A 23,954-nucleotide genomic window follows, 5' to 3' on the forward strand; every position below is an offset into this window, starting at 1 on the left:
CGGGCGATTCTGCGACCATGGCGCGCCGCCCCTCCGATTCGACCCCGCTTCTGCCTCTGCCCGAGGCGCCCGACGACGCCTTCGAGCGCCGGCTGCGACGGGATGGCCGGCAATGGGTGGCCGGCGTCGACGAGGCCGGCCGGGGTCCGCTCGCCGGCCCGGTCGTCGCCGCCGCGGTGGTGCTGCCGAAGAGTTTCCGTCCGAAGGGGCTCGACGATTCGAAGAAGGTCGCGCCCGAAGCCCGGGCGCGTCTCTATGAAGAGATCGTCGAGGCCGCCTGCGTCTCCGTCGCGATCGCCTCGGTCGCCCGCATCGACACGATGAACATCCTGCGGGCGAGCCTGTGGGCGATGAGCCGGGCGATCGCCGGTCTGTCGCGGCCGGCCGATCACGTGCTCGTCGACGGCAACATGCTGCCGCCCGGCCTCGCCTGCCCGGCCGATGCGCTCGTCGCCGGCGACGCCCGCTCGGTCTCGATCGCGGCCGCCTCGATCGTCGCCAAGGTGACGCGCGACCGGCTGATGGCCGCGGCCGGCGCCCGCTTCCCCGGCTATGGCTTCGAGCGGCACATGGGCTACGGCACGCCGGAACACCTCGCCGCGCTCGGCGCCCGCGGCGTCTGCGCGCTGCACCGGCGCAGCTTCGCGCCCGTGCGCGCCGCGCTCGGCCTCGATCGCGCGGCCGCCTCCGAAGCGCAGTCCTCGCTCCTCCTCGCCACCGCCTGAGCGTGCCCTGCCGCGGCGCTCCGCCGCCGCCGCGCGGGCGTGCGCCGCGCGCCGATCCGGCCTAGTCTCGCCCGGACGGGCAGCGGAGGCGATCGGTCCATGACGGCGGGGTGTCTGACGGCGGAGCGGTTGCGGCTGATGGTGATCGTCGCGCTGGCGGCGATCGGCCTCTATCTGAGCTACCGTCTCGCGCTCCCCTTCCTGCCGTCGCTCACCTGGGCGGTCGTGCTCGCCATCCTGCTCGCCCCGCTGCACGGCCGGATCGAGCGTCGCGTCCGGCAGCGGGAACTCGCCGCCGGCCTCACGGTCGGTGCCACCGCCATCGCCGTCGTGGTGCCGCTGCTCGTCGTCGGCGGCCAGGTCGCCGCCGAGGCGGCGCGCGGGGCCGTCCATGTCGAGGCGGCGATCCGCACCGCCGACTGGCGCGACGCGATCGCCGGCTATCCGCGCATCGTCGCCGCCGCGACCTGGGTCGAGGAGCGGCTCGATCTCGCCGGCGCGGCGAGCACGCTCGCCTCCTGGCTCACCGCGCAGAGCACATCGCTGCTGCGCGGCTCGGTCAACCAGATCGTCAATCTCGTGCTGACCTTCTATATGCTCTTCTATCTGCTGCGCGACCGCGTGCGCGCGGTGGAGGCGACGGCGTCGCTGCTGCCGCTGCGGCCGGCGGAGTTCGGCAAAGTCTCGGCTCGTTTCGCCGACACGGTGCGGGCGACGATCTTCGGCACGGTCGTCGTGGCGATCGTCCAGGGTGCGCTCGGCGGGCTGATGTTCTGGTGGCTCGGCCTGCCGGCACCGCTGCTCTGGGGCGTCGTGATGGGCCTCTTCGCCATCGTGCCCGTGCTCGGCGCCTTCGTCGTCTGGCTGCCGGCGGCGATCTTCCTCGCCCTCGAAGGCCGCTGGGCCGATGGCCTCGTCATGGCCATCTGGGGCGGCGGCGTCGTCGCCACCGTCGACAACATCCTCTACCCCATCCTCGTCGGCAACCGTCTGCAATTGCACACCATTCCCGCCTTCGTCGGTGCGGTCGGCGGCATCCTCGTCTTCGGCGCGTCGGGCATCGTGCTGGGCCCGGCGACGATCGCGGTCACCCTCGCCCTGATCGCGATCCTGCGCGACCGCCTCGCCGCGGAGGCCGTTCCCCCGCCGGACATCGAGACGCCCGGCGCGCCCTCCCTTCCGGCCGGGCGCTGAGGAGAGGAGGCGCCTCCGCGGCAACCGCCGGCGCCATGAAAAAAAGGGCGCCGAAGCGCCCTTTCCGAAATCCCTGTGACGCTCGGGCGCCGGTCAGTTGAGCTTCGTCGCGAGGCTCGCGATCGAGGCGTCGATCAGCCGGTCGGCCTCGGCGCCCTTGGTCCTCGCGGCGAGGATCGTCTCGGCCGCCGCGACCGCGACATCGGCCGACAGCGCGCGCACCTCCTGGATCGCCTGCGCCTCGGCCTGGGCGATCTTGTCTTCCGCCATCTTCGTGCGGCGGGCGACGTAGTCCTCGATGCGCGCCTTCGCCTCGGCCGAGAGGGCCGCCGCCTCGCGCTTCGCCGCCTCGACGATCGAAGCGGCCTCGCTCTTCGCCTCGGTGGCGCGGCGCTGATAGTCGGCGAGCAGGCGCTCCGCCTCCTCGCGCAGCTTGCGGGCATTCTCGATATCCTCGCGGATCGAGGCGGCGCGCTTGTCGAGCGCCGCGCCGATCGTGCCCGGCACCTTCATCGCGACGAGGATGACGAAGAAGAGGACGAGGCCGACAAAGGCCCAGAAAGTCGCGTCGAACGCCATGCCGCCCTCCTACTTGCCGAGCGCGGCGGACACCGCGCCGGCCACCTCGTCCCGCTGCGGGGCGGAGCCCGACAGGGTCGCGACGATCTCCGCCGCGGTCTCCTCGGCGATCGAGCCGACCTCGGCGAGCGCGCGGCTCTTGATCTCGCCGATCCGCACTTCGGCGGCGGCGAGCTGCGCGCCGAGCTGCGCCTCGATGCGGGCCCGCTCGGCGGCGACTTCCGCCTTCGCCGCCTCGGTCGCCTCGGCGGCGATGCGCTGGGATTGGGAACGCGCCTCGGCGAGCGCCTTCTCATAGGAGGCGATCGCCGCATCCGACTGCTCGCGCAGCCGTTCGGCACGGCCGATATCGTCGGCGATGCGGCCGGCGCGCTCCTCGATGATCGAGCCGACGCGCGGCGCGAGCACGCGCTTCATGAGCAGATAGAGCAGCGCGAAGCTGATCGCGAGCCAGACGAGCTGGGAGGCGAAGGTCGAGGGGTCGAAGGGCGGGAACGGGCCGCCATGGCCCGCCGCCTCATGGCCGACCTCGCTGTGCGTCGCCTCGGCGGCGCCGTGCGCGTCGGCCGGGGCGCCGGCATCGAGCGGCGGCTCGATCGGGGCCGTCTGCGGCGCCGTCGTATCCGGAGCCGGGGCGGCGGGCGCCGGCGCGGACTCCTGGGCGAGGGCTTCGGTGACGAAGAAGGACATGGACGGTCTCGGCTCGAGCGTTCACGCGGGAAAGAGCGAAGGGGCGGCGACCGCCCCTTTCGCGAAGGCGCTCGGGGGCGTCGGAGACGCCCCGCTCGCGGCGATCAGACCACGAAGAGGAGCAGCAGCGCGACGAGCAGCGAGAAGATGCCGAGCGCTTCCGTCACCGCGAAGCCGAAGATCAGCCGGGGGAACTGGGCATCGGCGGCCGACGGGTTGCGCAGCGCACCCGAGAGGAAGCTGCCGAAAATGTTGCCGAGGCCGAGGGCGGTGCCCGCCATGCCGAGGCAGGCGAGGCCGGCGCCGAGGAACTTTGCAGCTTCCGCTTCCATGTCATTCACTCCTTGAGGAAATCCGTGTCGCTGTGGGTTTACGTCCGCCGCTCCGGCTCAATGGCCCGGATGCAGCGCGTCGTTCAGATACATGCAGGTCAGGATGGCGAAGACATAGGCCTGCAGGAAGGCGACGAGGAACTCGAGCGCCGTCAGGCCGACGACCATCGCAAGCGGCAGGATCGCGCCGCCGATGCCGAGCGCACCGAGCGCGCCGAGGCTGCCGACGAAGCCGGCGAACACCTTGAGGGTGATATGGCCGGCCAGCATGTTGGCGAAGAGACGGACGGAGAGGCTGATCGGCCGCGAGAGGAAGGAGATCACCTCGATCGCGGAGACGAGCGGCAGCACCGCCAGCGGCACGCCCTTCGGCACGAACAGGCCGAGGAAATGCGTGCCGTGATGCATCACGCCATAGATCACCACGGTGCCGATCACCAGAATGGCGAGCGCGAAGGTGACGATGATGTGGCTCGTCACGGTGAAGAAATACGGCACCATGCCGAACAGGTTGGCGAACAGCACGAACATGAAGAGCGAGAAGACGAAGGGGAAGAAGCGCATGCCTTCCTTCCCCGCCCCGTCCCGCAACATGTTGGCGACCATCTCGTAGGAGAGCTCGGCGGCGGACTGCCAGCGCGACGGGACGAGCGCCCGCCCGGCGGTCGAGAAATAGAGGAAGGCGGCGACGGCGCCGACCGTCAGGAACATGAACAGGGCGGAATTGGTGAAGGCGATCTCGACGCCACCGACATCGGCGACGGTGAACAGCTTTTGAATCTGAAACTGATGGATCGGATCGTTCGCCACGGTCTGGACCCGCCCTTCCCTCGACTGTCCGGCGCGCCGGACGTTAACCTCGACCGGCGTCGCCGCCGGACCCGTTTCTCGGCCCGTCGCCGGGCCGCACCCGCGTTTCCGGCCCGGCGACCTTGCCGAGGGCACGCAGAACGTTCAGCACGCCGGCCGCAAAGCCGAGCAGGAGCAGGATGATCAGCCCCCAGGGCGTCGTGCCCGCCCAATAGTCCACAACCCAGCCGAGCGCCGCACCGACGAGCACGCCGGCCGCGAATTCACTCGACACCCGGACCGCGAGGCCCATGCCCTGCATGCCGCCCCTCGCCGACCGGCCGCGCTCGGCGGCCTGCCGCTCGGACCGCTTCTGTCCGAGCCTGGCGTCGAGCTGCCGGAGCCTCTCGGAGAGCGCCGCTTCCTCGCCCTTGCCGTCCCCGCCCGTTCCGTCGTCCGGCGCCGCCATGCCGCAAGCTCCAACCGCTCTCGGATCGGCCACACCGCCGCCGGAAACCGAGCAAAACGGCCGGTCCCGAAGCCGCGCGCACCATAGTGAGCCCCCCTTTTGCTGTCAAGAATAGGTGAGCGGTGCTTATCGCGTTGAAAACACTTGTCTTTCGCGAAGACGCCGAGTCCGTCCGCCGGCACCGGCCGCGAATCCCCGCCGCCTTGGGCTTCCCCCTTCCCCGCCGGCATGGCACAACCGGGTCGATGAGCGACAGGCCCGAACGAGAGCGCAGGTCCGGCACCTTGCCGATCGCCGCCGTGATCGGCAAGGTGATCGCGCCCGTGCTCGCGAAGCGCGGTTTCGCCTCGGCCGACCTGATCGGCGCGTGGAGTGCCGTCGTCGGCCCGCGCTTCGCGGCGACGACCGCGCCCGACAAGATCACATGGCCGCGCCGCGGCGCTGCGGACGAGCCGGGCGGGGCGACCCTGACGATCCGGGTCGAAGGCGCCGACGCGATCTTCCTGCAGCACGAGGCCTCGGTGATCCGCGAGCGGGTCAACGCCTTTCTCGGCTTCGCCGCGATCGCCCGGATCAAGCTCATCCAGGCGCCGGTCGCACGGACCGACACCGCCGGGACCCGCCCTCCCCCGCCCTCGCCGCGCGCGAAGGCCGCCGCCGAGGCGCTGGTCGGCGATCTCGAGCCGGGGCCGCTGCGCGATGCGCTCGCCCGCTGGGGCGCCGCGGTGCACGCCGAGGTCGAGCGATCGTGAAATGACAGGGCTGAAAAAGCTCGCAATTTTCGCCCAGGATTCCCGAGAACCCGGCCGCCGACGGCCCACCAGGAACAGGACCATGATCAACCGCAGAGACTTCATCGCCACGACGGGCCTGGCGCTCGGAGCCGCCGCGCTCCTGCCGCGCTTCGCCTTCGCCGCCTCGGTCGACACGGCCGAGCTGATGAAGCCCGGCCCGCTCGGCGACAAGGGCCTCGGCAAGCCGGATGCGCCGAAGGTGGTGATCGAATACGCCTCGCTCACCTGCAGCCATTGCCGCCATTTCCACGACACGACCTACCGGCCGTTCAAGGAGAAATATGTCGACAGCGGCCAGGTCTACTTCATCTTCCGCGAATTCCCGCTCGATGCGCTCGCCACCGCCGGCTTCATGCTCGCCCGGGCCGCGCCGAACGACGGCTATTTCCCGATGGTCGATCTCCTCTTCGAGCGTCAGGAGCAGTGGGCCTTCGTGCAGGATCCGGTCTCCGCGCTGCTCGCCATCGCCAAGCAGGTCGGTTTCACACAGGAAACCTTCGAGCTGACCTTGAAGAATCAGGCGCTCCTCGATGGAGTGAACGCCGTCAAGGATCGCGCCGCGACGACGTTCGGCGTCGACGCGACGCCGACCTTCTTCATCAATGGAGAGAAGAAGCCGGGTGCTCTCTCGATCGAGGAACTCGATCAGCTGCTCGCCTGACGTGCCGCTTCGGGGGCGCGCCGGTGTCGTGCGCCCCTCTCCCGGCGAGGCGGCGCGATGAAATTCGACCGCCTCCGCGTGCTCGGCTTCAAGTCCTTCGTCGAGCCCTCCGACTTCCTCATCGCGCCCGGCCTCACCGGCGTCGTCGGGCCGAACGGCTGCGGCAAGTCGAACCTCGTCGAGGCGCTCCGCTGGGTGATGGGCGAAAGCTCGTACAAAAACATGCGCGCGTCCGGCATGGACGACGTGATCTTCTCCGGCAGCCTCAACCGCCCGGCCCGCAACACCGCGGAAGTCACCCTCTTCGTCGACAATGCCGACCGCACCGCACCGGCCGCCTTCAATGACGCGGACGTGCTCGAGGTGACGCGGCGGATCGAGCGCGAGGCGGGCTCGGTCTACCGGATCAACGGCAAGGAGGTGCGCGCCCGCGACGTGCAGCTCCTGTTCGCCGACGCCTCGACCGGCGCGCGCTCGCCGGCGATGGTCGGCCAGGGCCGGATCGGCGAGCTGATCGCCGCGAAGCCGCAGGCGCGCCGCGCCGTGCTCGAGGAAGCGGCCGGCATTTCCGGCCTCTATTCCCGCCGCAACGAGGCCGAGACGCGGCTGAAAGCGGCCGAGCAGAACCTCGAGCGGCTCGAGGACGTGCTCGCCGAGATCGACGCCCAGATCGAGACGCTGAAGCGCCAGGTGCGCCAGGCGAATCGCTACCGCAACCTTTCTGCCGACATCCGCGGCGTCGAGGCGACCGTGCTGCATCTGCGCTGGCGGGCCGCGGCGCGCGCCGTGGCGGAGGCGGAATCCGCGCTCGGTGCGGCCGAGAAGGGCGCGACCGGCGCCGGCGAGGTGCAGGCCCGCACCGCGCGCGATCAGGCGGTCGCCGCCGCCGCCCTCCCGCCCCTTCGCGAGGCCGAGGCCGCCGCGGGCGCGACGCTGCAGCGGCTCAACCTCGCCCGCGAGAGCCTCGAAGCCGAGGAGAAGCGCCTGCGCGACCGGCTCGGCGAGCTCGACCGCCGGCTGAGGCAGCTCGGCGAGGACGTCGCCCGCGAAGAGAAGATGGCGGCGGAAAATGCCGGCACGCTCGCCCGGCTCGACGAGGAGGAGGCCCGGCTCGTCGCCGAGGATGCCGCCGCGGTCGAGACGACGGCCGCCGCCGCGGCCCGCCGTGCGGCCGCCGAAACGGCGCTCGCCGGCAGCGAGGCGGCGCTCACCGAGGCGACCGCCGCGCATGCCCGGATCGCCGCGGCGCGCGCCGGTCTCGAACGGGCGGCGCGCGAGACGGCGGACCGGCTCGCCCGCATCGTCGCGGAATACGCCGGCGTCGAGCGCGAGGCGGACGCCCTCGCCCGCCAGATCGCCGCTCTGCCGGGCGTCGAACCGGCTGAGGCGCGCGTCGCGGACGCCGAGGCGGCCCTCGCCGCGGCCGAGGCCGAAGCCGCGGCAGCCGAGCGCCGTGCCGCGGGCGCGCGTGATGCGGAAGCCGCCGCCCGCCCCGCCGTCACCGAGGCGGAGCGGACGCTCGGCGCGATCGAGACCGAGGCGAAGACGCTCGCCCGGCTGCTCGCGCCGCCCGCCGGCGCGGCCAGGCGCCCGCCGCTCCTCGACGCGATGACGGTCGAAAAAGGCTTCGAGGCGGCGCTCGTCGCCGCCTTCGGGGAGGAACTCGACGCTTCGGACGACGCCGCGGCGCCGGTCTATTGGCGCGGCCTCGCCCCCGTCGCGGGCGATCCGGCGCTCCCGCAAGGCGCTGCGCCGCTCGCCGCCCATGTCGAGGCGCCGGCCCTGCTCGCCCGCGCGCTCGCCCAGATCGGCGTCGTCGCGGCCGAGGACGGCCCGCGGCTGCAGGCCGCGCTCGCCCCCGGCCAGGTGCTGGTGACCCGGAAGGGCGCCGTCTGGCGCTGGGACGGCTATTGCGCGAGGCCCGGCGCGCCGACCGCGGCGGCCCAGCGGCTCGAGAACCGCAACCGGCTCGCCGAGCTGCAGACCGCGGCGGAAGCGGCGCGCGTGAAGGCCGCGGAGGCGAAGGCCGTGCTCGATGCGGCGTCCGCCTCCGGCCGTGCCGCGGCGGAGGCGGAGCGCACCGCGCGCGAGGCCGCGCGGCAGCGCCAGAAGGCGCTCGATGCGGCGCGCGGCGCGCTCGCCGATGCGGAGCGCGAGGCGGCCCGGCTGGTCGCCCGCCGTGCCGCGCTCGACGAGGCGAAGGCGCGCGTCGCCGCGAGCCGCACCGAGGCGGAGGCCGCGAAGACGGCCGCCGCCGCGGCGCTCGCCGGCGCGGAGGACCCGCAGGCGGCGCAGAACAACGTGAACGCGCTGCGGGCGACCGTCGCCGAAGGGCGCTCCGCGCTCGCCGAGGCGCGCGCCGCGGTCGAATCGCTCGCCCGCGACGCCGAGGTCCGCCGCCGCCGCCGGGCCGCGATCGGCGAGGAGCGGGCGCGCTGGCAGAGCCGCGCCGCGAACGCCGCGACCCAGATGGCGACGCTCGCCGCCCGCCGCGCCGAGGTGGAGGCCGAGCGGGCCGGCCTCGCCGACGGTCCGGGCGAGTTCGACGTCAAGCGCCGGGCGCTCGCCGCCGAGATCGCGCGGGCGGAGACCGGCCGGCGCGAGGCGGCGGAGCGGCGCGCCGCCGCGGAGGCCGCGCTCGCCGAGGCGGATCGCGCGGCCCGCGCGGCGCTCGCCGCCTTGTCGGAGACGCGCGAGGCGCGGGCTCGCGGCGAGGAGCGGCTCGCCGCGGCGCGCGAACGGAGGGCCGAGACCGAGGCCCGCATCCTCGACGTGCTCGACGGCACCCCGGCCGAGACGGCGAAGCTCGCCGCGCTCGACCCGGACGCGCCGCCGCCCGATCTCGGCCAGCTGGAGACCCGGCTCGACCGGCTGCGCCAGGAGCGCGAGCGGCTCGGCGCCGTCAATCTGCGCGCCGAGGACGAGACGCGCGAGGCCGAGGCGCGGCGCGAGACGCTGGTGCGCGACCGCGACGATCTGATCGAGGCGATCAAGCGGCTGCGCCAGGGGATCGCGAGCCTCAACCGCGAGGGCCGCGAGCGGCTGGTCGCCGCCTTCCAGGTCGTCGACGGGCATTTCCGCGCGCTGTTCACCCACCTCTTCGGCGGCGGCACGGCCGAGCTTCAATTGACCGAATCGGACGATCCGCTCGAGGCCGGGCTCGAAATCCTCGCCCGCCCGCCGGGCAAGAAGCCGCAGACCATGACGCTTCTGTCGGGCGGCGAGCAGGCCTTGACCGCGATGGCGCTGATCTTCGCCGTCTTCCTCACCAATCCGGCGCCGATCTGCGTGCTCGACGAGGTCGACGCCCCGCTCGACGACCACAATGTCGAGCGCTTCTGCAACCTCCTCGACGAGATGGCGCGGCGCACCGACACGCGCTTCGTGACGATCACCCACAACCCGATCACCATGGCGCGGATGAACCGCCTGTTCGGCGTGACGATGGCCGAGCGCGGCGTCTCGCAGCTCGTCTCGGTCGACCTCGAAACCGCCGAACGCTTCCGCGAGGCGGGCTAGCGGAGACCCTCACCCTCTCCCTCCGGCGAAGTCGGCTGTTGCCGATTTCGCCTTTTCCCCGCCCGCTCGGCAACAGCCGAGCCGAGTGGGGAGAGGGAGGCGCAAACGGCCGCGCTCGACCACCCGACGCTTCCTCGGCAGGTCCGCACAGCCGCCGCCGTGAAAAAGGCCGGGCGCACGCCCGGCCTCTTCCAATCCTCATACGGATGCGGCGGTCTCAGTTCGACTGGCGCATCGCCCGGATGCGGTCGACGAGCACGGCGACGACGATGAAGCAGCCGACGAACGTGCCCTGCCAGAAGGTCGGGATGCCGAGCAGGATCAGGCTGTTGCGGATCACCTCGATGAGCGCGGAACCGATCACCGCGCCGAACGCCGTGCCCGCGCCGCCGGCGAGATTGGCGCCGCCGATCACCGAGGCGGCGATCACCTGCAATTCCATGCCGGTGCCGAGATTGACCGTCACGCTGCCGAGCCAGCCGACCTCGAGCACGCCGGCGATGCCCGCCATCAGTGCCGAGACGACATAGACCGACAGCTTGATCGCCTTCACCGGCACGCCGGTCAGCGTCGCGGCGTTCTCGTTGCCGCCGATCGCGAAAATGTGGCGGCCCCAGCGCGTCCAGCGGAAGGCGAAGCCGGCGACGAGCGCCAGCACGAGCAGCACGAGCGCCGGATTGGGGATGCCGCCCGAAGCACCGAAGGGCGACAGGAGCGCTCCGAAGCTCGAACCGCCGCCGAGCGCCATGATCGCATTGGCGTCCGGCCCCAGCTGGTAGACGATCTGGTTGTTCGAGATCACCTGCGCGAGACTTCGCGCGACCGACAGCATGCCGAGCGTCACGACGAAGGACGGCATGCCGACATAGGCGATCAGCCCGCCATTGACGAGGCCGACGGCGATCGAGGCGGCGAGCCCGGCAATGATGCCGACCTCGACCGAATAGCCCGCCCCCATCGTCATCGAGGTGACGATCGCGGCGAGGCAGAGCGTCGAGCCGACCGAGAGGTCGATGCCGCCGGTGATGATCACCGCCGTCATGCCGAGCGCCATGATGCCGACGAAGGCGAAATTGCGGAACACGTTGTAGAGGTTCTTCTCGGTCGCGAAGACGTCCGAGGCGAGGCTCATCAGGAGGATGGTGACGGCGAAGGCGACGAACACCCAGAAGGTCTGCCGCGCCATCAGGCCGGACAGCGTGCCGTGGGTCTGCTTCGACACGGCCTCGTCGATGGAAATGGACATGGGCGCAATCCTGCAATCGGAGGCGGCGGACTCTGGGCTTCTTATACGTCAGGCTTCTTGAACGTCAGGCTTCTTGGATCGCGCCGGTGATGAGGCCGGTCACCTCCTCCGGCGAGGTGGCGGCGATCGGCTTGTCGGCGACCTTGGTGCCGCGGCGCAGCACGACGACCCGGTCGCAGACCGAGAAGACGTCCGGCATGCGGTGGCTGATCAGCACGACGGCGACGCCCTGGTCCTTCAGCCGGCGGATCAGGTTGAGCACCTCGGCGACCTGGCGCACGCTGATCGCGGCGGTCGGCTCGTCCATCAGCACGATCTTGGCGTCCGACAGCCGGGTGCGGGCGATCGCCACCGCCTGGCGCTGGCCGCCCGACATCTGGCGGACGAGATCGCGGGGCCGCGTCTCGGATTTCAGCTCCTTGAAGAGCTCCGCCGCCCGCCGGTACATCGCATTGTAATCGAGGATCTTCAGCGGCCCGAATCCCTTCCGCACCTCCCGGCCGAGAAAGACGTTCGCCGCCGCCGTCAGGTTGTCGCAGAGGGCGAGGTCCTGATAGACGACCTCGATGCCATTCTCGCGGGCCTCGACCGGCCGGTTGAACTGCACGGGCCGGCCGCCGATGCGGATCTCGCCGCCGGACGGGTGGAAGTTGCCGGCGATGATCTTGACGAGCGTCGACTTGCCGGCGCCGTTGTCGCCCATCAGCCCGACGACCTCGCCTTCCTCGAGCGCGATCGAAATGCCGTTGAGGGCCTGGATGGCCCCGAAATGCTTCGAGATTTGATTGAGCTCGAGAATCGCCATCCCGGCCCGTCCTCCCTGTCGATGGTCGCGCACCGTGCGGCGCGACGGCGCCCGCGCGGCGCTCTTGCGCCTCAGATACCGTGCGGCGTTCTGCTTCGTCAATCGAATGTCTGATGATTGATGAGAAGAGGGATTCTCCCTCACGCCTATAGCCGAGGTAAAACGGATTCGAGAAATGAGGGTTTTGAGGTGTGCACCGCACATGCCGGGACTTCGGAAAGCCTCGGAATTGCCAACGGACAAGGACGGCCGCCCCCTGGCGCGGGACTGCCGGCGGGGCCTTCTGCGGCACCTGCCGAGCGGCGCCCCTCGTTCCCTATCATATGACAAAATTGCGTTGACGACGGCGCGGCTGCAGGTTTAGCGTGCAGCCATCGAGCCGGTGGGAGGACTGGCGGCGATCGGTCGGTGCGACCGTGGCTGCCGCAGGCTCGAGCTTCCTTGGGAGGACTGGATGAAGAAGACGATGATCATGCTCGCCGCGGCGGGCATCCTGTCGGCGGGCGGCGCGGCCGCGCAGGACAAGACTCTCGCCATCGTGGTCAAGGGCACGGACAACCCGTTCTTCTCGGTGCTCGGCGAAGGCTGCGCCAAGTGGAACGAGAACAATGCCGGCAAGGGCTATACCTGCCTCTACACCGGCCCGGCGAGCACCGCCGACGAGGCGGGCCAGATCCAGGTGGTCGACGACCTGCTGACGAAGGGCGTCTCGGCGATCGCGATCTCGCCGTCCAACGCGCCGGCGATGGCGAACCTGCTCAAGCAGCGCGCGCCCTCGATCCCGATCATGACCGTCGACGCCGATCTCAACGCCGCCGACAGCAGCCTGCGCCAGACCTATCTCGGCACCGACAACTATCTGATGGGCGTCAAGATGGCCGAGCACCTGAAGGCGCTGAAGGCCAGCGGCGGCACGGTCTGCCTGCAGATGGGCAATGTCGCGGCGGCCAACATCAATGCCCGCGCGCAGGGCGTGCGCGACACGCTCGGCGGCGAGAAGAACATCGAGCGGCTGACCGGCCAGGGCGGCTGGACCGAGATCGCCGGCTGCCCGCTCTACACCAACGACCAGCCCGACCTCGCCAACCAGCAGATGTCGGACACCTTCACCGCCAATCCGGAGCTCGACGCCTTCGTGCTCACCGGCGGCTGGGCGCAGTTCGCGCCGTCCGCCTATGCCCAGGTCACCGACCAGGTCATGGACCGGCTGAAGTCGAAGGACCTGATCATCGTCGCCGGCGACACGCTGCCGCCGCAGATGGACGCGCTGAAGCAGGGCCGCAGCCACGCCCAGATCGGCCAGCGCCCCTATGAGATGGGCCTGAAGTCGCCGGACGTCATGCTGCAGCTCATCAATGGCGAAAAGGTCGCCGACCCGCTCTACACCGGCCTCGACGAGTGCACGCCGGAGAATGTCGACACCTGCCTCGGCCAGTGAGCCGAGGGCCCTTCAGCGGCCGGGCGAGACTCGGAAAGGGCGCCTTCGGGCGCCCTTTTTCATGCCCGGCGGACACGCGCCGCAGGCCGCGCGCGAACACCCCCCGGGGGCGCCGCGGCGATCGTGCCGCAGCCCCTATCGGAAACCGGGAAGCGGCCTAAACTCCGGCATCCTTCCCGATTCGAGGCTGTCATGCCGGCTATCCTCACCTCTCCGGCCGTCGCGCCGATCCTGCTGCTCGTCGCCTCGAACGTCTTCATGACGACCGCCTGGTACTGGCACCTCAAGTTCAAGACGACCTCGCTCGTCCTCGTCATCGCGATCTCCTGGGGCCTCGCGCTGATCGAGTACTGTTTCGCCGTGCCGGCGAACCGGCTCGGCTCCTCGGTCTATTCGGCGGCCCAGCTGAAGACCATCCAGGAGGTCATCACCCTCGTCGTCTTTGCCGCCTTCTCCGTGCTCTACCTGAAGGAATCGCTGTCCTGGAACCATGCGGTCGGCTTCGCCCTGATCGCCGCCGGCGCCGCCTTCGTCTTCCACAAGTTCTGACCGGCCTCCGCTCCGGACCGCATCCGATGACGCCGCCGCCCGCGGGAAATGCCGGGCGGGGACGACCACCTCCGAGAGCGTCGCGGTGAGGGGTGAATACGCCGCGGCCGGAGGCCCGCCTCATCGAGAGCCCCGTCACCCCGGCCTCCGTGCCGGGGCCCATGATCGTGCCGAAGGGCCGGCCGAGCGCCGCCATCGCCCCGCACCGGTCATCCTCGCGAGGGCGAGGATCCGGTACGCCGGGCCGCCCCCTCTTGCATGGTTCCCCTTCGCGGGAATGACGGGTGGAGAGGACCGTTCTCACAGTGCCGACCGGCACGATTATGGATGCCGGCACAGAGGCCGGCATGACGGGTGGAGAGGGTTGTTCGAGGGCCTCACGCCCGACGGCCGAAGGGCGGCAGCCTGCGGTCCGGGATCGGCAGCCTCCCTCCCCCCTTGTGGGGGAGGGTCGGGGTGGGGGGTGAATACGCCGAAACCTGAGAGGGTTGTCGCCCCCTGAGAGCCCCGTCACCCCGGCCTCCGTGCCGGGGTCCATGATCGTGCCGAAGGGCCGGTCGAGCGCCGCCATCGCCCCGCACCGGTCATCCTCGCGAGGGCGAGGATCCGGTACGCCGGGCCGCCCTCTCTTGCATGGTTCCCCTTCGCGGGAATGCCGGGTGGAGAGGACCGTTCTCACAGTGCCGACCGGCACGATTACGGATGCCGGCACAGAGGCCGGCATGACGGGTGGAGGGGGTTGTTCGAAGACCACGCAACAGGGGATCCGGGAGCGGCGGGACGAGGCGGGGCCTCTCCCCCAAAGGGGGGAAGGGAAACCTCGCCCTCCCGTGAGAGCGGAGGACGACGCCGACCCTCAGCCTTGGCGCAGCACGCGGCCGGCGACGGCCTCGAGCTTTTCGACGAGTGCCGCGTCGCGCGCCGCCGGCGCCGTCATGACCGCGTGCTCGAGCGCCCGGTCCGAGCCGATCGGGCAGGGCTCGTGTTCGGCCGGGAAGTCGGCGGCGAGCCGGGCGATCAGACGCTGCGCCTTGCCGCGATTGGCGCCCATCACGGCGACCACCTGATCGACGGTGACGGCGTCGCGGTCGGGGTGCCAGCAGTCGTAGTCGGTCACCATCGCGACGGTCGCATAGGCGATCTCGGCCTCGCGGGCGAGCTTCGCCTCCGGCATGTTGGTCATGCCGATCACCGCGGCGCCCCAGCTCCGGTAGAGCTCGGATTCCGCCCGCGAGGAGAATTGCGGCCCCTCCATGACGAGATAGGTGCCGCCGCGCGTGACGGGAATATCCTCCGCCTCGGCCGCCGCTGCGAGGCGGTCGGCGAGCCGCGGGGCGATCGGATGCGCCATCGAGACATGGGCGACGCAGCCGGCGCCGAAAAAGCTCGAGGCCCGGCCGACGGTGCGGTCGATGAACTGGTCGACGAGCACGAGGCTGCCCGGCGCGAGATCCTCGCGGAGCGACCCGACGGCCGAGACCGACACGAGGTCGGTGACCCCCGCCCGCTTCAGCGCATCGATATTGGCGCGATAGTCGATATCGGAGGGCGACATACGGTGGCCTCTCCCATGGCGCGGCAGGAAGACGATCGGCGTCTCGCCGATGCGGCCGAAGCGGAGCTGGTCGGAGGGCGTGCCGAAGGGCGATGCGACCGTCCGCCATTCGGCGTCCGCGAGGCCCGGCAGGTCATAGAGCCCGGAACCGCCGATGATGCCGAGAACCGCGCGCGCCATGATCGTCTCTCCCTTGGTGCTGCAATGAAAAAGGGCCCCGCAGGGCCCTTCGTCAACCGTGCGTCGCCGCCCTTCAATGGGCGATGTTCGACCAGATCTTGCGCTTGGTGAGATAGAGCAGCGCCGCGAAGACGCCGAGGAAGATCAGCACCTGGAAGCCGATCCGCTTGCGCGCCTCGAGATGCGGCTCGGCGGTCCACATCAGGAAGGCCGAGACGTCGCGGGCATACTGGTCGACCGTCTCCGGCGAGCCATCCGAATAGGTGACCTGCCCGTCGGCGAGCGGCGGCGGCATGGCGAGCGCCGCGCCGGCGAGGAAATAGGGGTTGTAATGGGTGCCCGGCGGAACGGTGACACCCTCCGGCGGGTCTTGATAGCCGGTCAGGAGCGCGTGGATATAGTCCGGCCCGCCTTCCTGATACTGGGTAACGATGTCGATCAGGAACCACGGGAAGCCGCGCTCGACCGCACGGCCCTTCGCCATCAGCGAGAGGTCCGGCGGCGCCTTGCCATTGTTCGAGGCGGCGGCGGCCTGCGCGTTCGGATAGGGCGAGGGGAAGCGGTCGGAGGGCAGCGCCGGCCGCTCGAACATATCGCCATTGTCGTCCGGCCCGTCCTGCACGGTGTAGGTGGCGGCGAGCGCCTTCACCTGCGCCGCCGTGAAGCCGGGGCCGCCCTCTTCCGCCAGATTGCGGAAGGCGACGAGATGCATCGAATGACAGTTGGCGCAGACTTCCTTGTAGACCTGATAGCCGCGCTGCAGCTGGCCGATGTCGTATTTGCCGAAGATGCCGGCGAAGCTCCAGTCCTGCGGCTCCGGCTTCCTGATCGGGTAGTGCGCGGTGGCGTGCTCGCCACCGCCTTCGGCGTGCGCCGCCCCGCCCTCTTCCTGGGCGAAGGCGAAGGGCACGGCGGCCGAGAGCGCGAGGGCGAGGCCGGCGGCGAGGGTCAGTTTCTTCATGACACGGTCCCTGGTCACAGCGGCCTCAGCCCTTGGTCTGCGGCGCTGCCGGAGCGCCCGCCGTCACCGGCGCGCCGCCCTTGCCGAGCACGGCCTCGGTGATCGAAGCCGGCTGCGGCTTCGGCCGCTCGAACAGGCCGAGGAGCGGAAGGATGACGAGGAAGTGAGCGAAGTAGTAGAGCGTCAGGATGCGCGAGGCGATGACGTAGCCGCCTTCCGCCGGGCGCGAGCCGAGATAGCCGAGGCCGATCGAGACGAGCACCAGGATCCAGAAGAACTGGCGGTAGAGCGGCCGGTAGGCGGCCGAGCGGACCTTCGAGGTGTCGAGCCAGGGCACCAGGAAGAGCACGCCGATCGCACCGAACATCGCGATGACGCCGCCGAGCTTGCTCGGAATCGAGCGCAGGATGGCATAGAACGGCAGATAGTACCACTCGGGCACGATGTGGGCCGGCGTCACCAGCGGGTCGGCCGGAGTGTAGTTGTCCGGATGCCCGAGATAGTTCGGCAGATAGAAGACGAACCACATGTAGAACATCAGGAAGAGGACGAGGCCGAGGGCGTCCTTCACCGTGAAATACGGGTGGAAGGGCAGCGTGTCCTGCTTGGCCTTGACGGAGACACCGGTCGGGTTGTTTGAGCCCGGGACGTGCAGCGCCCAGACGTGGAGGACGACGACGCCGGCGATCATGAAGGGCAGGAGGTAGTGCAGCGAGAAGAAGCGGTTGAGCGTCGGGTTGTCGACCGCGAAGCCGCCCCACAGCCAGGTCGTCACCGGCTCGCCGACGAGCGGGATCGCCGAGAACAGGCTGGTGATCACGGTCGCGCCCCAGAACGACATCTGCCCCCAGGGCAGCACATAGCCCATGAAGCCGGTCGCCATCATCAGCAGGTAGATGATCATGCCGAGGATCCACAGAACCTCGCGCGGCGCCTTGTAGGAGCCGTAATAGAGGCCGCGGAAGATGTGGACATAGACCGCGATGAAGAACATCGAGGCGCCGTTGGCATGGAGATAGCGGATCATCCAGCCGTAATTCACGTCGCGCATGATGTGCTCGACCGAATTGAAGGCGAGCGAGGTGTGCGGCGTGTAGTGCATGACGAGCACGACGCCGGTGACGATCTGCGCCACCAGCATGAAGGCGAGGATGCCGCCGAAGGTCCACCAGTAATTGAGGTTCCGCGGATTGGGGAACACGATGAAGGAGGAATGGACGAGGCCGAAGATCGGCAGCCGGCTGTCGATCCAGCGGATCACCGGGTTCTGCGGCTCGAAGGTGCTGTGGCCAGCCATGATGTGCCTCTTTCCCTCAGCCGATGCGGATTCGCGTGTCGGTCAGGAAGCTGTAGACCGGTACATGCATGTTCTCGGGCGCCGGGCCGCGGCGGATGCGGCCGGCGGTGTCGTAGACCGAGCCGTGGCAGGGGCAGAACCAGCCGCCGAACTCGCCCTGCTCGCCGAGCGGAATGCAGCCGAGATGGGTGCAGACGCCGACCATGATCAGCCAGTTCTCCTTGCCGGCGGCGGCGCGATTCGCGTCGCTCGCATCGGCGCCGGGATGGTTGGCGTTGCGCGCGTCCGGATCGGGCAGCTCGGCCACCGGAACCCCGGCCGCCGACTGGATCTCTTCCGGCGTGCGGTTGCGGATGAACACCGGCTTGCCGCGCCACATCACCTTGATGGAGGCGCCCGGCGCGATCGAGCCGATGTCGACCTCGACGGTCGAAAGGGCGAGCGCGGAGGCGTCCGGATTCATCTGGTTGATGAAGGGCCAGACGGCCGCGGCGACGCCGACGGCGCCCACGGCTCCGGTCGCGATATAGAGAAAGTCGCGGCGTGTCGGTTCGGCTAAATCGCTCGTCGCCAAGGTCGGTCCCCTCGAAAATCCTCCGGAGCGGGCGCTCCCCGATGACGCCCTCGGGCGTGCACCGAAAACCACGCGGCAAACGGCCGAATGGCACACGCTGTTTAGCCATCGCGCTTGGAATATGTCCAGCGGGCGAGGCCGTCCCGGCCACATTGTCGCGGGGATTGTGTGGTCGACGGCAACCCTTTGCCCCATTTCCGCCCGCACGGTCCCGCGCCGTCGCGGACCGACGCAGACGGCGCGGAAAGGGGTGGCGGACGCCGGCCGCGATTCCCAAGTGCGGCGGGAACGGTTAGGCACGGGGTGGACGGGGACCGGGAGAGAGGCGATGTTCCGTTACTTCGAACGGCTGGTCGACCCCTATGCCGAGCGGCCGATCGCGACGCCGCCGGCCGGCTTCCTCGCCTTCATCTGGCATTTCACCCGGCCGATCCTGCCGATCCTCGTCGTCTCCTCGCTGCTCGGCGCGGCGATCGCGGCGCTCGAGGTGGTGGTGTTCTCCTTCCTCGGCGAACTGGTCGACTGGCTGTCGCGTTCGGACCCGTCGACCTTCCTCGCCGAGAACGGCGCCCGGCTCGCCGTGATGGCGGCGGTGGCGCTCGTCCTCGCGCCGCTCGTCCAGGTCGCCTGGGAGCTCACCTTCCACCAGGCGATCATGCCGAACTTTCCGATGATGGTGCGCTGGCGGGTGCACCGCTATCTGCTGCGGCAGGGGCTCGCCTTCTTCCAGGACGACATGGCCGGCCGCATCGCCAACACGATGATGCAGACCGCGCTCGCGGTGCGCGAGGCGGTGACCAAGGTCTCGGACATCCTCGTCTATGTCTTCGTCTATTTCACCGGCGCCGTGGTGCTGCTCGCCTCGGCCGACTGGCGGCTCGCCGGGCCGCTCGTCGCCTGGTTCCTCGCCTATCTCGCGACGCTCGTCTTCTTCGTGCCGCGGCTGCGGACGATCTCGAAGGATCAGGCGGATGCGCGCTCGGTGATGACCGGCCGGGTCGTCGACAGCTACACCAACATCCTGACGGTGAAGCTCTTCTCCCATACCGCCTGGGAGGACGTCTATGCACGCGAGAGCATGGACGGATTTCTCGTCACCGTGCGCCGGCAGATGCGGATGGTGACGCTCCTCAACGCCACCCTCGTCGCGATCAATTATGCGCTGCTCGGCGGCACGGCGGCGCTGTCGATCTGGCTCTGGCAGGGTTCCGCCGTCTCGACCGGCGCCATCGCGGTGGCGATCGGCCTCGTGCTCAGGCTGCAGGGCATGTCGCAATGGATCCTCTGGGAGGTCGCGGCGCTGTTCGAGAATGTCGGCACGGTGCAGGACGGCGTCGCGACGCTCGCGAAGCCCCTCGCCGTCACCGACCGCCCGGGCGCCGTGCCGCTCGTCGTGCGCGACGGCGCGATCCGTTTCGAGGACGTGCATTTCCACTACGGCCGGCGCCGCGGCGTGATCGCGGGGCTCGACCTCGCGATCGCCCCGCACGAGCGGATCGGCGTCGTCGGCGCGTCGGGCGCCGGCAAGTCGACGCTCACCAACATCCTGCTGCGCCTCTACGACATCGAGCGCGGCCGCATCCTGATCGACGGTGAGGACATCGCGGCGGTCGGCCAGGAATCGCTGCGCAGCGCGATCGGCGTCGTCACGCAGGACACCGCCCTCCTCCACCGCTCCGTCGCCGACAACATCCGCTACGGCCGCCCGGACGCGACCGACGCCGAGGTGATCGAGGCGGCGAAGCGCGCAGAGGCGCACGACTTCATCCTGACGCTCGAGGACGCGAAGGGCCGCAAGGGCTATGACGCGCAGGTCGGCGAGCGCGGCGTCAGGCTGTCGGGCGGCCAGCGCCAGCGCATCGCGATCGCCCGCGTGCTCCTGAAGGATGCGCCGATCCTGGTGCTCGACGAGGCGACCTCGGCGCTCGATTCGGAGGTCGAGGCGGCGATCCAGGAGAGCCTCGACACGCTGATGGCCGGCAAGACGGTGATCGCCATCGCGCACCGCCTGTCGACCATCGCGCGGATGGACCGGCTGGTGGTGATGGAGGCGGGGCGGATCGTCGAGACCGGCAGCCATGCCGAACTCGTCGCCGCCGGCGGGCTCTATGCCCGGCTGTGGGCGCGGCAGACCGGCGGCTTCCTCGAGCTCAGCCCGTCCGAGGCGGAAGAAGCGGCCGAGGAAGCCGAGCGCCGGGCGGAGGCGGAGGCACGGCGGGCCGAGGAGGACGAGAGGGCGGAATAGCCCCGCGTCCGGCGCATTGCAGCAATGCGCTGACGGCAGTTCTCGCCCCCGCCTCCCGGTGCGACTCTGAATCGGTTCATTCCCCGCCGAGATCCGTCATGCCCCTTCCGCTCGTCGCGCTCGCCGTCGCGTCCTTCTGCATCGGCACGACGGAATTCGTCATCATGGGCCTCTTGCCCGAGGTGGCGGCCGATCTCGGCGTGTCGATCCCGGCCGCCGGCCTCCTGATCACCGGCTATGCGCTCGGCGTGGTGGTGGGGGCGCCGGTGATCGCGCTCGCCACCGCGCATCTGCCGCGCAAGAGCGTGCTGATCGGCCTCGCGGCCCTGTTCGTCGTCGGCAATCTGCTCTGCGCCGTCGCGCCGAACTATGGGCTCCTGATGGCGGCGCGCGTCGTCACCGCCTTCGGCCACGGCGCCTTTTTCGGCATCGGCGCGGTGGTCGCCGCCTCGCTGGTGCCGCGCGAGAAGCGGGCGCAGGCGATGGCGGTGGTGTTCGGCGGGCTGACCCTCGCCAACATCCTCGGCGTGCCGGGCGGCACGGCGCTCGGCCAGGCCTTCGGCTGGCGGGCGACCTTCCTCGCCGTGGTGCTGATCGGCCTCGCGGCGGTCGCGGCGATCGCCGCCTTCGTGCCGAAGGGCGTCGGCGGCCCGCCGAGCGGCGGCATAGCCGGCGAGGTGCGCGTGCTCCGCCGGCTGCAGGTCTGGCTCGCGATGGGCATCTCGGCGCTCGCCTCGGCGAGCCTGTTCACGACCTTCACCTATATCGCCCCGATCCTGCGCGAGGTGACCGGCCTGCCGGCCTCGTCGGTGACCTGGGTTCTGGTGCTGTTCGGCGTCGGCATGACGCTCGGCAACATCATCGGCGGCAAGCTCGCCGACTGGCGGCTGATGCCGACCATCAGCGGCGCGCTGATCGGCCTGATCGCGCTGCAGCTCGTCTTCCTCGTATCGAGCGCGGCGGCCGGGCCGGCGGTGGCGACCGTGCTCGTCTGGGGCGTGCTGGTCTTCGTCATGGTGCCGCCGCTCCAGATGCGGGTGGTCGAGACCGCGTCGGACGCCCCGAACCTCGCCTCGACCCTCAACCAGGGTGCCTTCAATGTCGGCAACGCCGCCGGCGCCTGGATCGGCGGCGGGGCGCTCGCCCTCGGCCTGCCCTATGCGGAGCTGCCGATCGTCGGCGCGCTCCTCTCCACCTTCGCGCTGGCGCTCGCCGGCACGTCGGTGGCGCTCGAACGCCGCGCCCTGCCGCCCGCCACCGCCAAAGGCTGAACCGCCCCTCGGCGGCGGCGCGTGAAAAAGCCCGCGGATCGGCGATCCGCGGGCCCTCAGTTTTCACCGGATGCCCGCAGAAGCGGGTTCCGTCACGCGGTGTCAGTCGCAGCTGCGGCCTTCGCCCGGGATGCAGGGGCGCCCGCCGCGCCGGCCGTCCGGTCCGCCGCGCTCGCCACCCGGACGCTCGAAGCGCGGCCGGTCGCCGTCGCCGCCACGCCGCCCGCCGTCATTGTCGGGACGCTGGACGCGCGGCCGATCGCCATCGCCACGTCGCCCGTCGCGATCGCCGTCGCCCCTCGGCCCGTCGCCCGGCCGACCATCGCGGTCCCGCCCGCGATGACGATCATGATCGCGGTCGCGCCGGCCGTCATGGTCCCAGTGCCGTCGCGGCCAGTCGCGGTCGCGGTCGCGAAAGATGATGATCGGCGGCTCGACATAGACCGGCGGCTCGACATAGACCGGCCCGTAATCCGGCTCCGCATGGCGCGGGCCGCCGCCGATGAAGTTGGCCGACACCCAGCCGCGCTGGCCGCGATAGACGACCCGGCACCAGTTGCCGCGGCAGGTGAGCACGTCGATATGGCCGCCGCGCGGCACCACGCCGACCCGGGCATAGCCCGTGCCCGGGCCGCTGCGCATGTTGACATTGCCGGTGGCGACTTCCGCCGCCGCGCTGCCGGCGAAGCCGATCCCCGCCGCGAACAGCGCGGCGGCGACGAAGGCGGGCATCCTCATGGGGTTCCTCCAGGGCTCTTGGCACACCGCTCGAGCCGGTCTGCCGCTCGATACGGGCTGGCCGGACAATCGGCGGCGCGGCGCGGGGTTCCGCACCGGCACCGCCGATGTCTCTCTTTAGCGGCCCGAAGGAAGGAGCGGCTTGCGCGAGCGCAAGACGCGCGCCTCAGGTCGCGGTGGCGAGCGTCTCCTTCAGGAAGGCGATCGTGCGCGACCAGGCGAGATCGGCCGCCGCCTTGTCGTAGCGGGCGGCCGAGGTGTCGTTGTTGAAGGCGTGGTTGACGCCGTCATAGACGAAGATCTGATGATCGACGCCGGCCGCCGCGAGTGCCGCCTCATAGGCCGGGATGCCGGCATTGATGCGCTCGTCGAGCCCGGCATAGTGCAGCATCACCCGCGCCTTGATCTGCGCCGCCGCTTCGGCGGGCGGCTGCATGCCGTAATAGGCGACCGCCGCCCGAAGGTCCGGCGCCGCGGCGGCGAGCCGGTTGACGAGGCCGCCGCCCCAGCAGAAGCCGACCGCTCCGACGCGGCCGTTCGACAGCGCATGGCCCTTCAGATAGGTCACCGCGGCGATGGCATTGGTGAGGGTGGCGGCCGGATCGAGCGCGCCGATCATCTCGCGGGCACGGTCCTCGTCGGCGGGCGTTCCGCCGGCGGGCGACAGGAAGTCGGCGCCGAGCGCCAGGAAGCCCTCCACCGCGAGGCGCCGCGAGACATCCTCGATATGCGGATTGAGGCCGCGGTTCTCATGGATGACGAGAACCGCCGGCAGATGGCCCCCGGTCGCCTCCTTCGGGTGGGCGAGAAGGCCGGACAGGGTGCCGCCATCGGCCGGCAGGCTGACCCGCTCGGTGACGATGCGGTCGTCGTCGGCCGCGACGATCGCGGCATGGGCGCTGTTCGCGGCGAGCAGCGGCGCGATCGTCGCGGCCGCGGCCGTCGATCCGGCAATGCGGGTGAGCTTCTCCATGAAGCCGCGGCGATCGAGCGTCAGATGCGTGTACTCGTCATAGAGGCGGATCATCTCCTGTGTGATCTTCGGACGCGCGGTGGCGGGGCGTTCGGTCATCTTTCCTCTCCTTGTGTCGCAGCGTCTGCCGGTCGCGGCGCGGCGGCACCCGGCACTTGGCGCGCCGGCCGCAAAGGGCAAGCGCGGGAGAGCGGAAACGGCGCGGATCGGGCGTTTCCGTCGCCGCCTCACGGAAAGTTGCGATCCGAAATGGTTTCGTGCGCGGCCGTTGCGTTCCGCCTCGACCTCAAGCATAGTCTCGTGTCACGGGCAGACGGACGGCCCCGACGGAGACTAGGCAAAAGCGCCAGAAGGATGTGGCAAGCGCATC

Annotated in this window: 22 protein-coding genes; 9 read left to right on the forward strand and 13 right to left on the reverse strand. The window is 70.5% G+C overall.

From position 1 onward, the window contains the following. Positions 1–17 precede the first annotated feature (17 nt). A complete protein-coding gene (locus GGQ63_RS05100; protein ID WP_183853218.1) occupies positions 18–725 on the forward strand; it encodes a ribonuclease HII in 708 nt (235 codons plus the stop codon). A 99-nt stretch (positions 726–824) separates the two neighbouring features. Next, positions 825–1,919: an AI-2E family transporter gene (locus GGQ63_RS05105; RefSeq protein ID WP_183853220.1), complete on the forward strand. Its 1,095-nt coding sequence runs from the start codon at positions 825–827 to the stop codon at positions 1,917–1,919. Between the two features lie 93 nt (positions 1,920–2,012). Here GGQ63_RS05105 and GGQ63_RS05110 read toward each other — a convergent pair whose 3' ends face one another. The 5 genes from GGQ63_RS05110 to GGQ63_RS05130 all read right to left on the reverse strand — a co-directional run bounded on the left by GGQ63_RS05110 (position 2,013) and on the right by GGQ63_RS05130 (position 4,778). After that, a complete protein-coding gene (locus GGQ63_RS05110) occupies positions 2,013–2,498 on the reverse strand; it encodes a F0F1 ATP synthase subunit B family protein (RefSeq protein WP_183853222.1) in 486 nt (161 codons plus the stop codon). Positions 2,499–2,507: 9 nt separating this feature from the next. Next, a complete protein-coding gene (locus GGQ63_RS05115; RefSeq protein ID WP_183853224.1) occupies positions 2,508–3,188 on the reverse strand; it encodes a F0F1 ATP synthase subunit B in 681 nt (226 codons plus the stop codon). A gap of 104 nt (positions 3,189–3,292) precedes the next feature. Beyond that, positions 3,293–3,520: a F0F1 ATP synthase subunit C gene (locus tag GGQ63_RS05120; protein WP_183853226.1), complete on the reverse strand. Its 228-nt coding sequence runs from the start codon at positions 3,518–3,520 to the stop codon at positions 3,293–3,295. 57 nt (positions 3,521–3,577) lie between these two features. Then, positions 3,578–4,330, reverse strand: coding sequence for a F0F1 ATP synthase subunit A (locus tag GGQ63_RS05125; RefSeq protein ID WP_183853228.1), 753 nt, complete (start codon positions 4,328–4,330; stop codon positions 3,578–3,580). A gap of 43 nt (positions 4,331–4,373) precedes the next feature. Further along, entirely contained in the window at positions 4,374–4,778 is a 405-nt protein-coding gene (locus GGQ63_RS05130; RefSeq protein WP_183853230.1) for an AtpZ/AtpI family protein, read from the reverse strand. A 284-nt stretch (positions 4,779–5,062) separates the two neighbouring features. On the opposite strand from GGQ63_RS05130, the gene GGQ63_RS05135 reads away from it, so the two are divergent. From GGQ63_RS05135 to smc, 3 genes are all read left to right on the forward strand, one after another. Continuing rightward, on the forward strand, positions 5,063–5,530 hold the full coding sequence (locus tag GGQ63_RS05135) for a DUF721 domain-containing protein (RefSeq protein ID WP_183853232.1): 468 nt from the start codon (positions 5,063–5,065) through the stop codon (positions 5,528–5,530). A gap of 82 nt (positions 5,531–5,612) precedes the next feature. Beyond that, the gene (locus tag GGQ63_RS05140) at positions 5,613–6,233 is read left to right on the forward strand and encodes a DsbA family protein (RefSeq protein WP_183853234.1); all 621 of its coding nucleotides are present in this window, start codon (positions 5,613–5,615) and stop codon (positions 6,231–6,233) included. A gap of 57 nt (positions 6,234–6,290) precedes the next feature. Then, a complete protein-coding gene (smc, locus tag GGQ63_RS05145; protein ID WP_183853236.1) occupies positions 6,291–9,752 on the forward strand; it encodes a chromosome segregation protein SMC in 3,462 nt (1,153 codons plus the stop codon). A gap of 217 nt (positions 9,753–9,969) precedes the next feature. On the opposite strand, the gene GGQ63_RS05150 is transcribed toward smc, so the two are convergent. Next, entirely contained in the window at positions 9,970–10,998 is a 1,029-nt protein-coding gene (locus GGQ63_RS05150) for an ABC transporter permease (RefSeq protein ID WP_183853238.1), read from the reverse strand. 64 nt (positions 10,999–11,062) lie between these two features. Continuing rightward, positions 11,063–11,803 (reverse strand): ATP-binding cassette domain-containing protein, encoded by a 741-nt coding sequence (locus GGQ63_RS05155; protein WP_183853240.1) that lies wholly within the window; start codon positions 11,801–11,803, stop codon positions 11,063–11,065. 454 nt (positions 11,804–12,257) lie between these two features. Between GGQ63_RS05155 and GGQ63_RS05160 the strand changes: the two genes are divergently transcribed. Both GGQ63_RS05160 and GGQ63_RS05165 read left to right on the forward strand, forming a co-directional pair. Then, positions 12,258–13,241 carry a substrate-binding domain-containing protein gene (locus tag GGQ63_RS05160; RefSeq protein ID WP_183853243.1) on the forward strand — a complete coding sequence of 328 codons (984 nt, stop codon included), beginning with the start codon at positions 12,258–12,260 and terminating at the stop codon, positions 13,239–13,241. A gap of 192 nt (positions 13,242–13,433) precedes the next feature. Further along, the gene (locus tag GGQ63_RS05165) at positions 13,434–13,790 is read left to right on the forward strand and encodes a DMT family protein (protein WP_183853245.1); all 357 of its coding nucleotides are present in this window, start codon (positions 13,434–13,436) and stop codon (positions 13,788–13,790) included. Positions 13,791–14,646: 856 nt separating this feature from the next. Here the strand turns inward: GGQ63_RS05165 and GGQ63_RS05170 are convergent. From GGQ63_RS05170 to petA, 4 genes are all read right to left on the reverse strand, one after another. After that, on the reverse strand, positions 14,647–15,525 hold the full coding sequence (locus GGQ63_RS05170; RefSeq protein ID WP_183853247.1) for an S-methyl-5'-thioadenosine phosphorylase: 879 nt from the start codon (positions 15,523–15,525) through the stop codon (positions 14,647–14,649). Between the two features lie 73 nt (positions 15,526–15,598). Further along, a complete protein-coding gene (locus tag GGQ63_RS05175) occupies positions 15,599–16,486 on the reverse strand; it encodes a cytochrome c1 (protein ID WP_183853249.1) in 888 nt (295 codons plus the stop codon). 25 nt (positions 16,487–16,511) lie between these two features. Further along, entirely contained in the window at positions 16,512–17,783 is a 1,272-nt protein-coding gene (locus GGQ63_RS05180; protein WP_183853251.1) for a cytochrome b, read from the reverse strand. A gap of 16 nt (positions 17,784–17,799) precedes the next feature. After that, positions 17,800–18,357 carry a ubiquinol-cytochrome c reductase iron-sulfur subunit gene (gene petA / locus GGQ63_RS05185; protein ID WP_183853253.1) on the reverse strand — a complete coding sequence of 186 codons (558 nt, stop codon included), beginning with the start codon at positions 18,355–18,357 and terminating at the stop codon, positions 17,800–17,802. A gap of 328 nt (positions 18,358–18,685) precedes the next feature. On the opposite strand from petA, the gene GGQ63_RS05190 reads away from it, so the two are divergent. Both GGQ63_RS05190 and GGQ63_RS05195 read left to right on the forward strand, forming a co-directional pair. Beyond that, on the forward strand, positions 18,686–20,602 hold the full coding sequence (locus tag GGQ63_RS05190; protein WP_183853255.1) for an ABC transporter ATP-binding protein: 1,917 nt from the start codon (positions 18,686–18,688) through the stop codon (positions 20,600–20,602). Positions 20,603–20,700: 98 nt separating this feature from the next. Continuing rightward, positions 20,701–21,873 carry an MFS transporter gene (locus GGQ63_RS05195; RefSeq protein WP_183853257.1) on the forward strand — a complete coding sequence of 391 codons (1,173 nt, stop codon included), beginning with the start codon at positions 20,701–20,703 and terminating at the stop codon, positions 21,871–21,873. A gap of 102 nt (positions 21,874–21,975) precedes the next feature. On the opposite strand, the gene GGQ63_RS05200 is transcribed toward GGQ63_RS05195, so the two are convergent. After that, the gene (locus GGQ63_RS05200) at positions 21,976–22,611 is read right to left on the reverse strand and encodes an SH3 domain-containing protein (protein WP_183853259.1); all 636 of its coding nucleotides are present in this window, start codon (positions 22,609–22,611) and stop codon (positions 21,976–21,978) included. Between the two features lie 166 nt (positions 22,612–22,777). Beyond that, the gene (locus tag GGQ63_RS05205; protein ID WP_246429627.1) at positions 22,778–23,683 is read right to left on the reverse strand and encodes a dienelactone hydrolase family protein; all 906 of its coding nucleotides are present in this window, start codon (positions 23,681–23,683) and stop codon (positions 22,778–22,780) included. Positions 23,684–23,954 lie beyond the last annotated feature (271 nt).

The organism is Prosthecomicrobium pneumaticum (assembly GCF_014199915.1).
Lineage (GTDB): Bacteria > Pseudomonadota > Alphaproteobacteria > Rhizobiales > Kaistiaceae > Prosthecomicrobium > Prosthecomicrobium pneumaticum.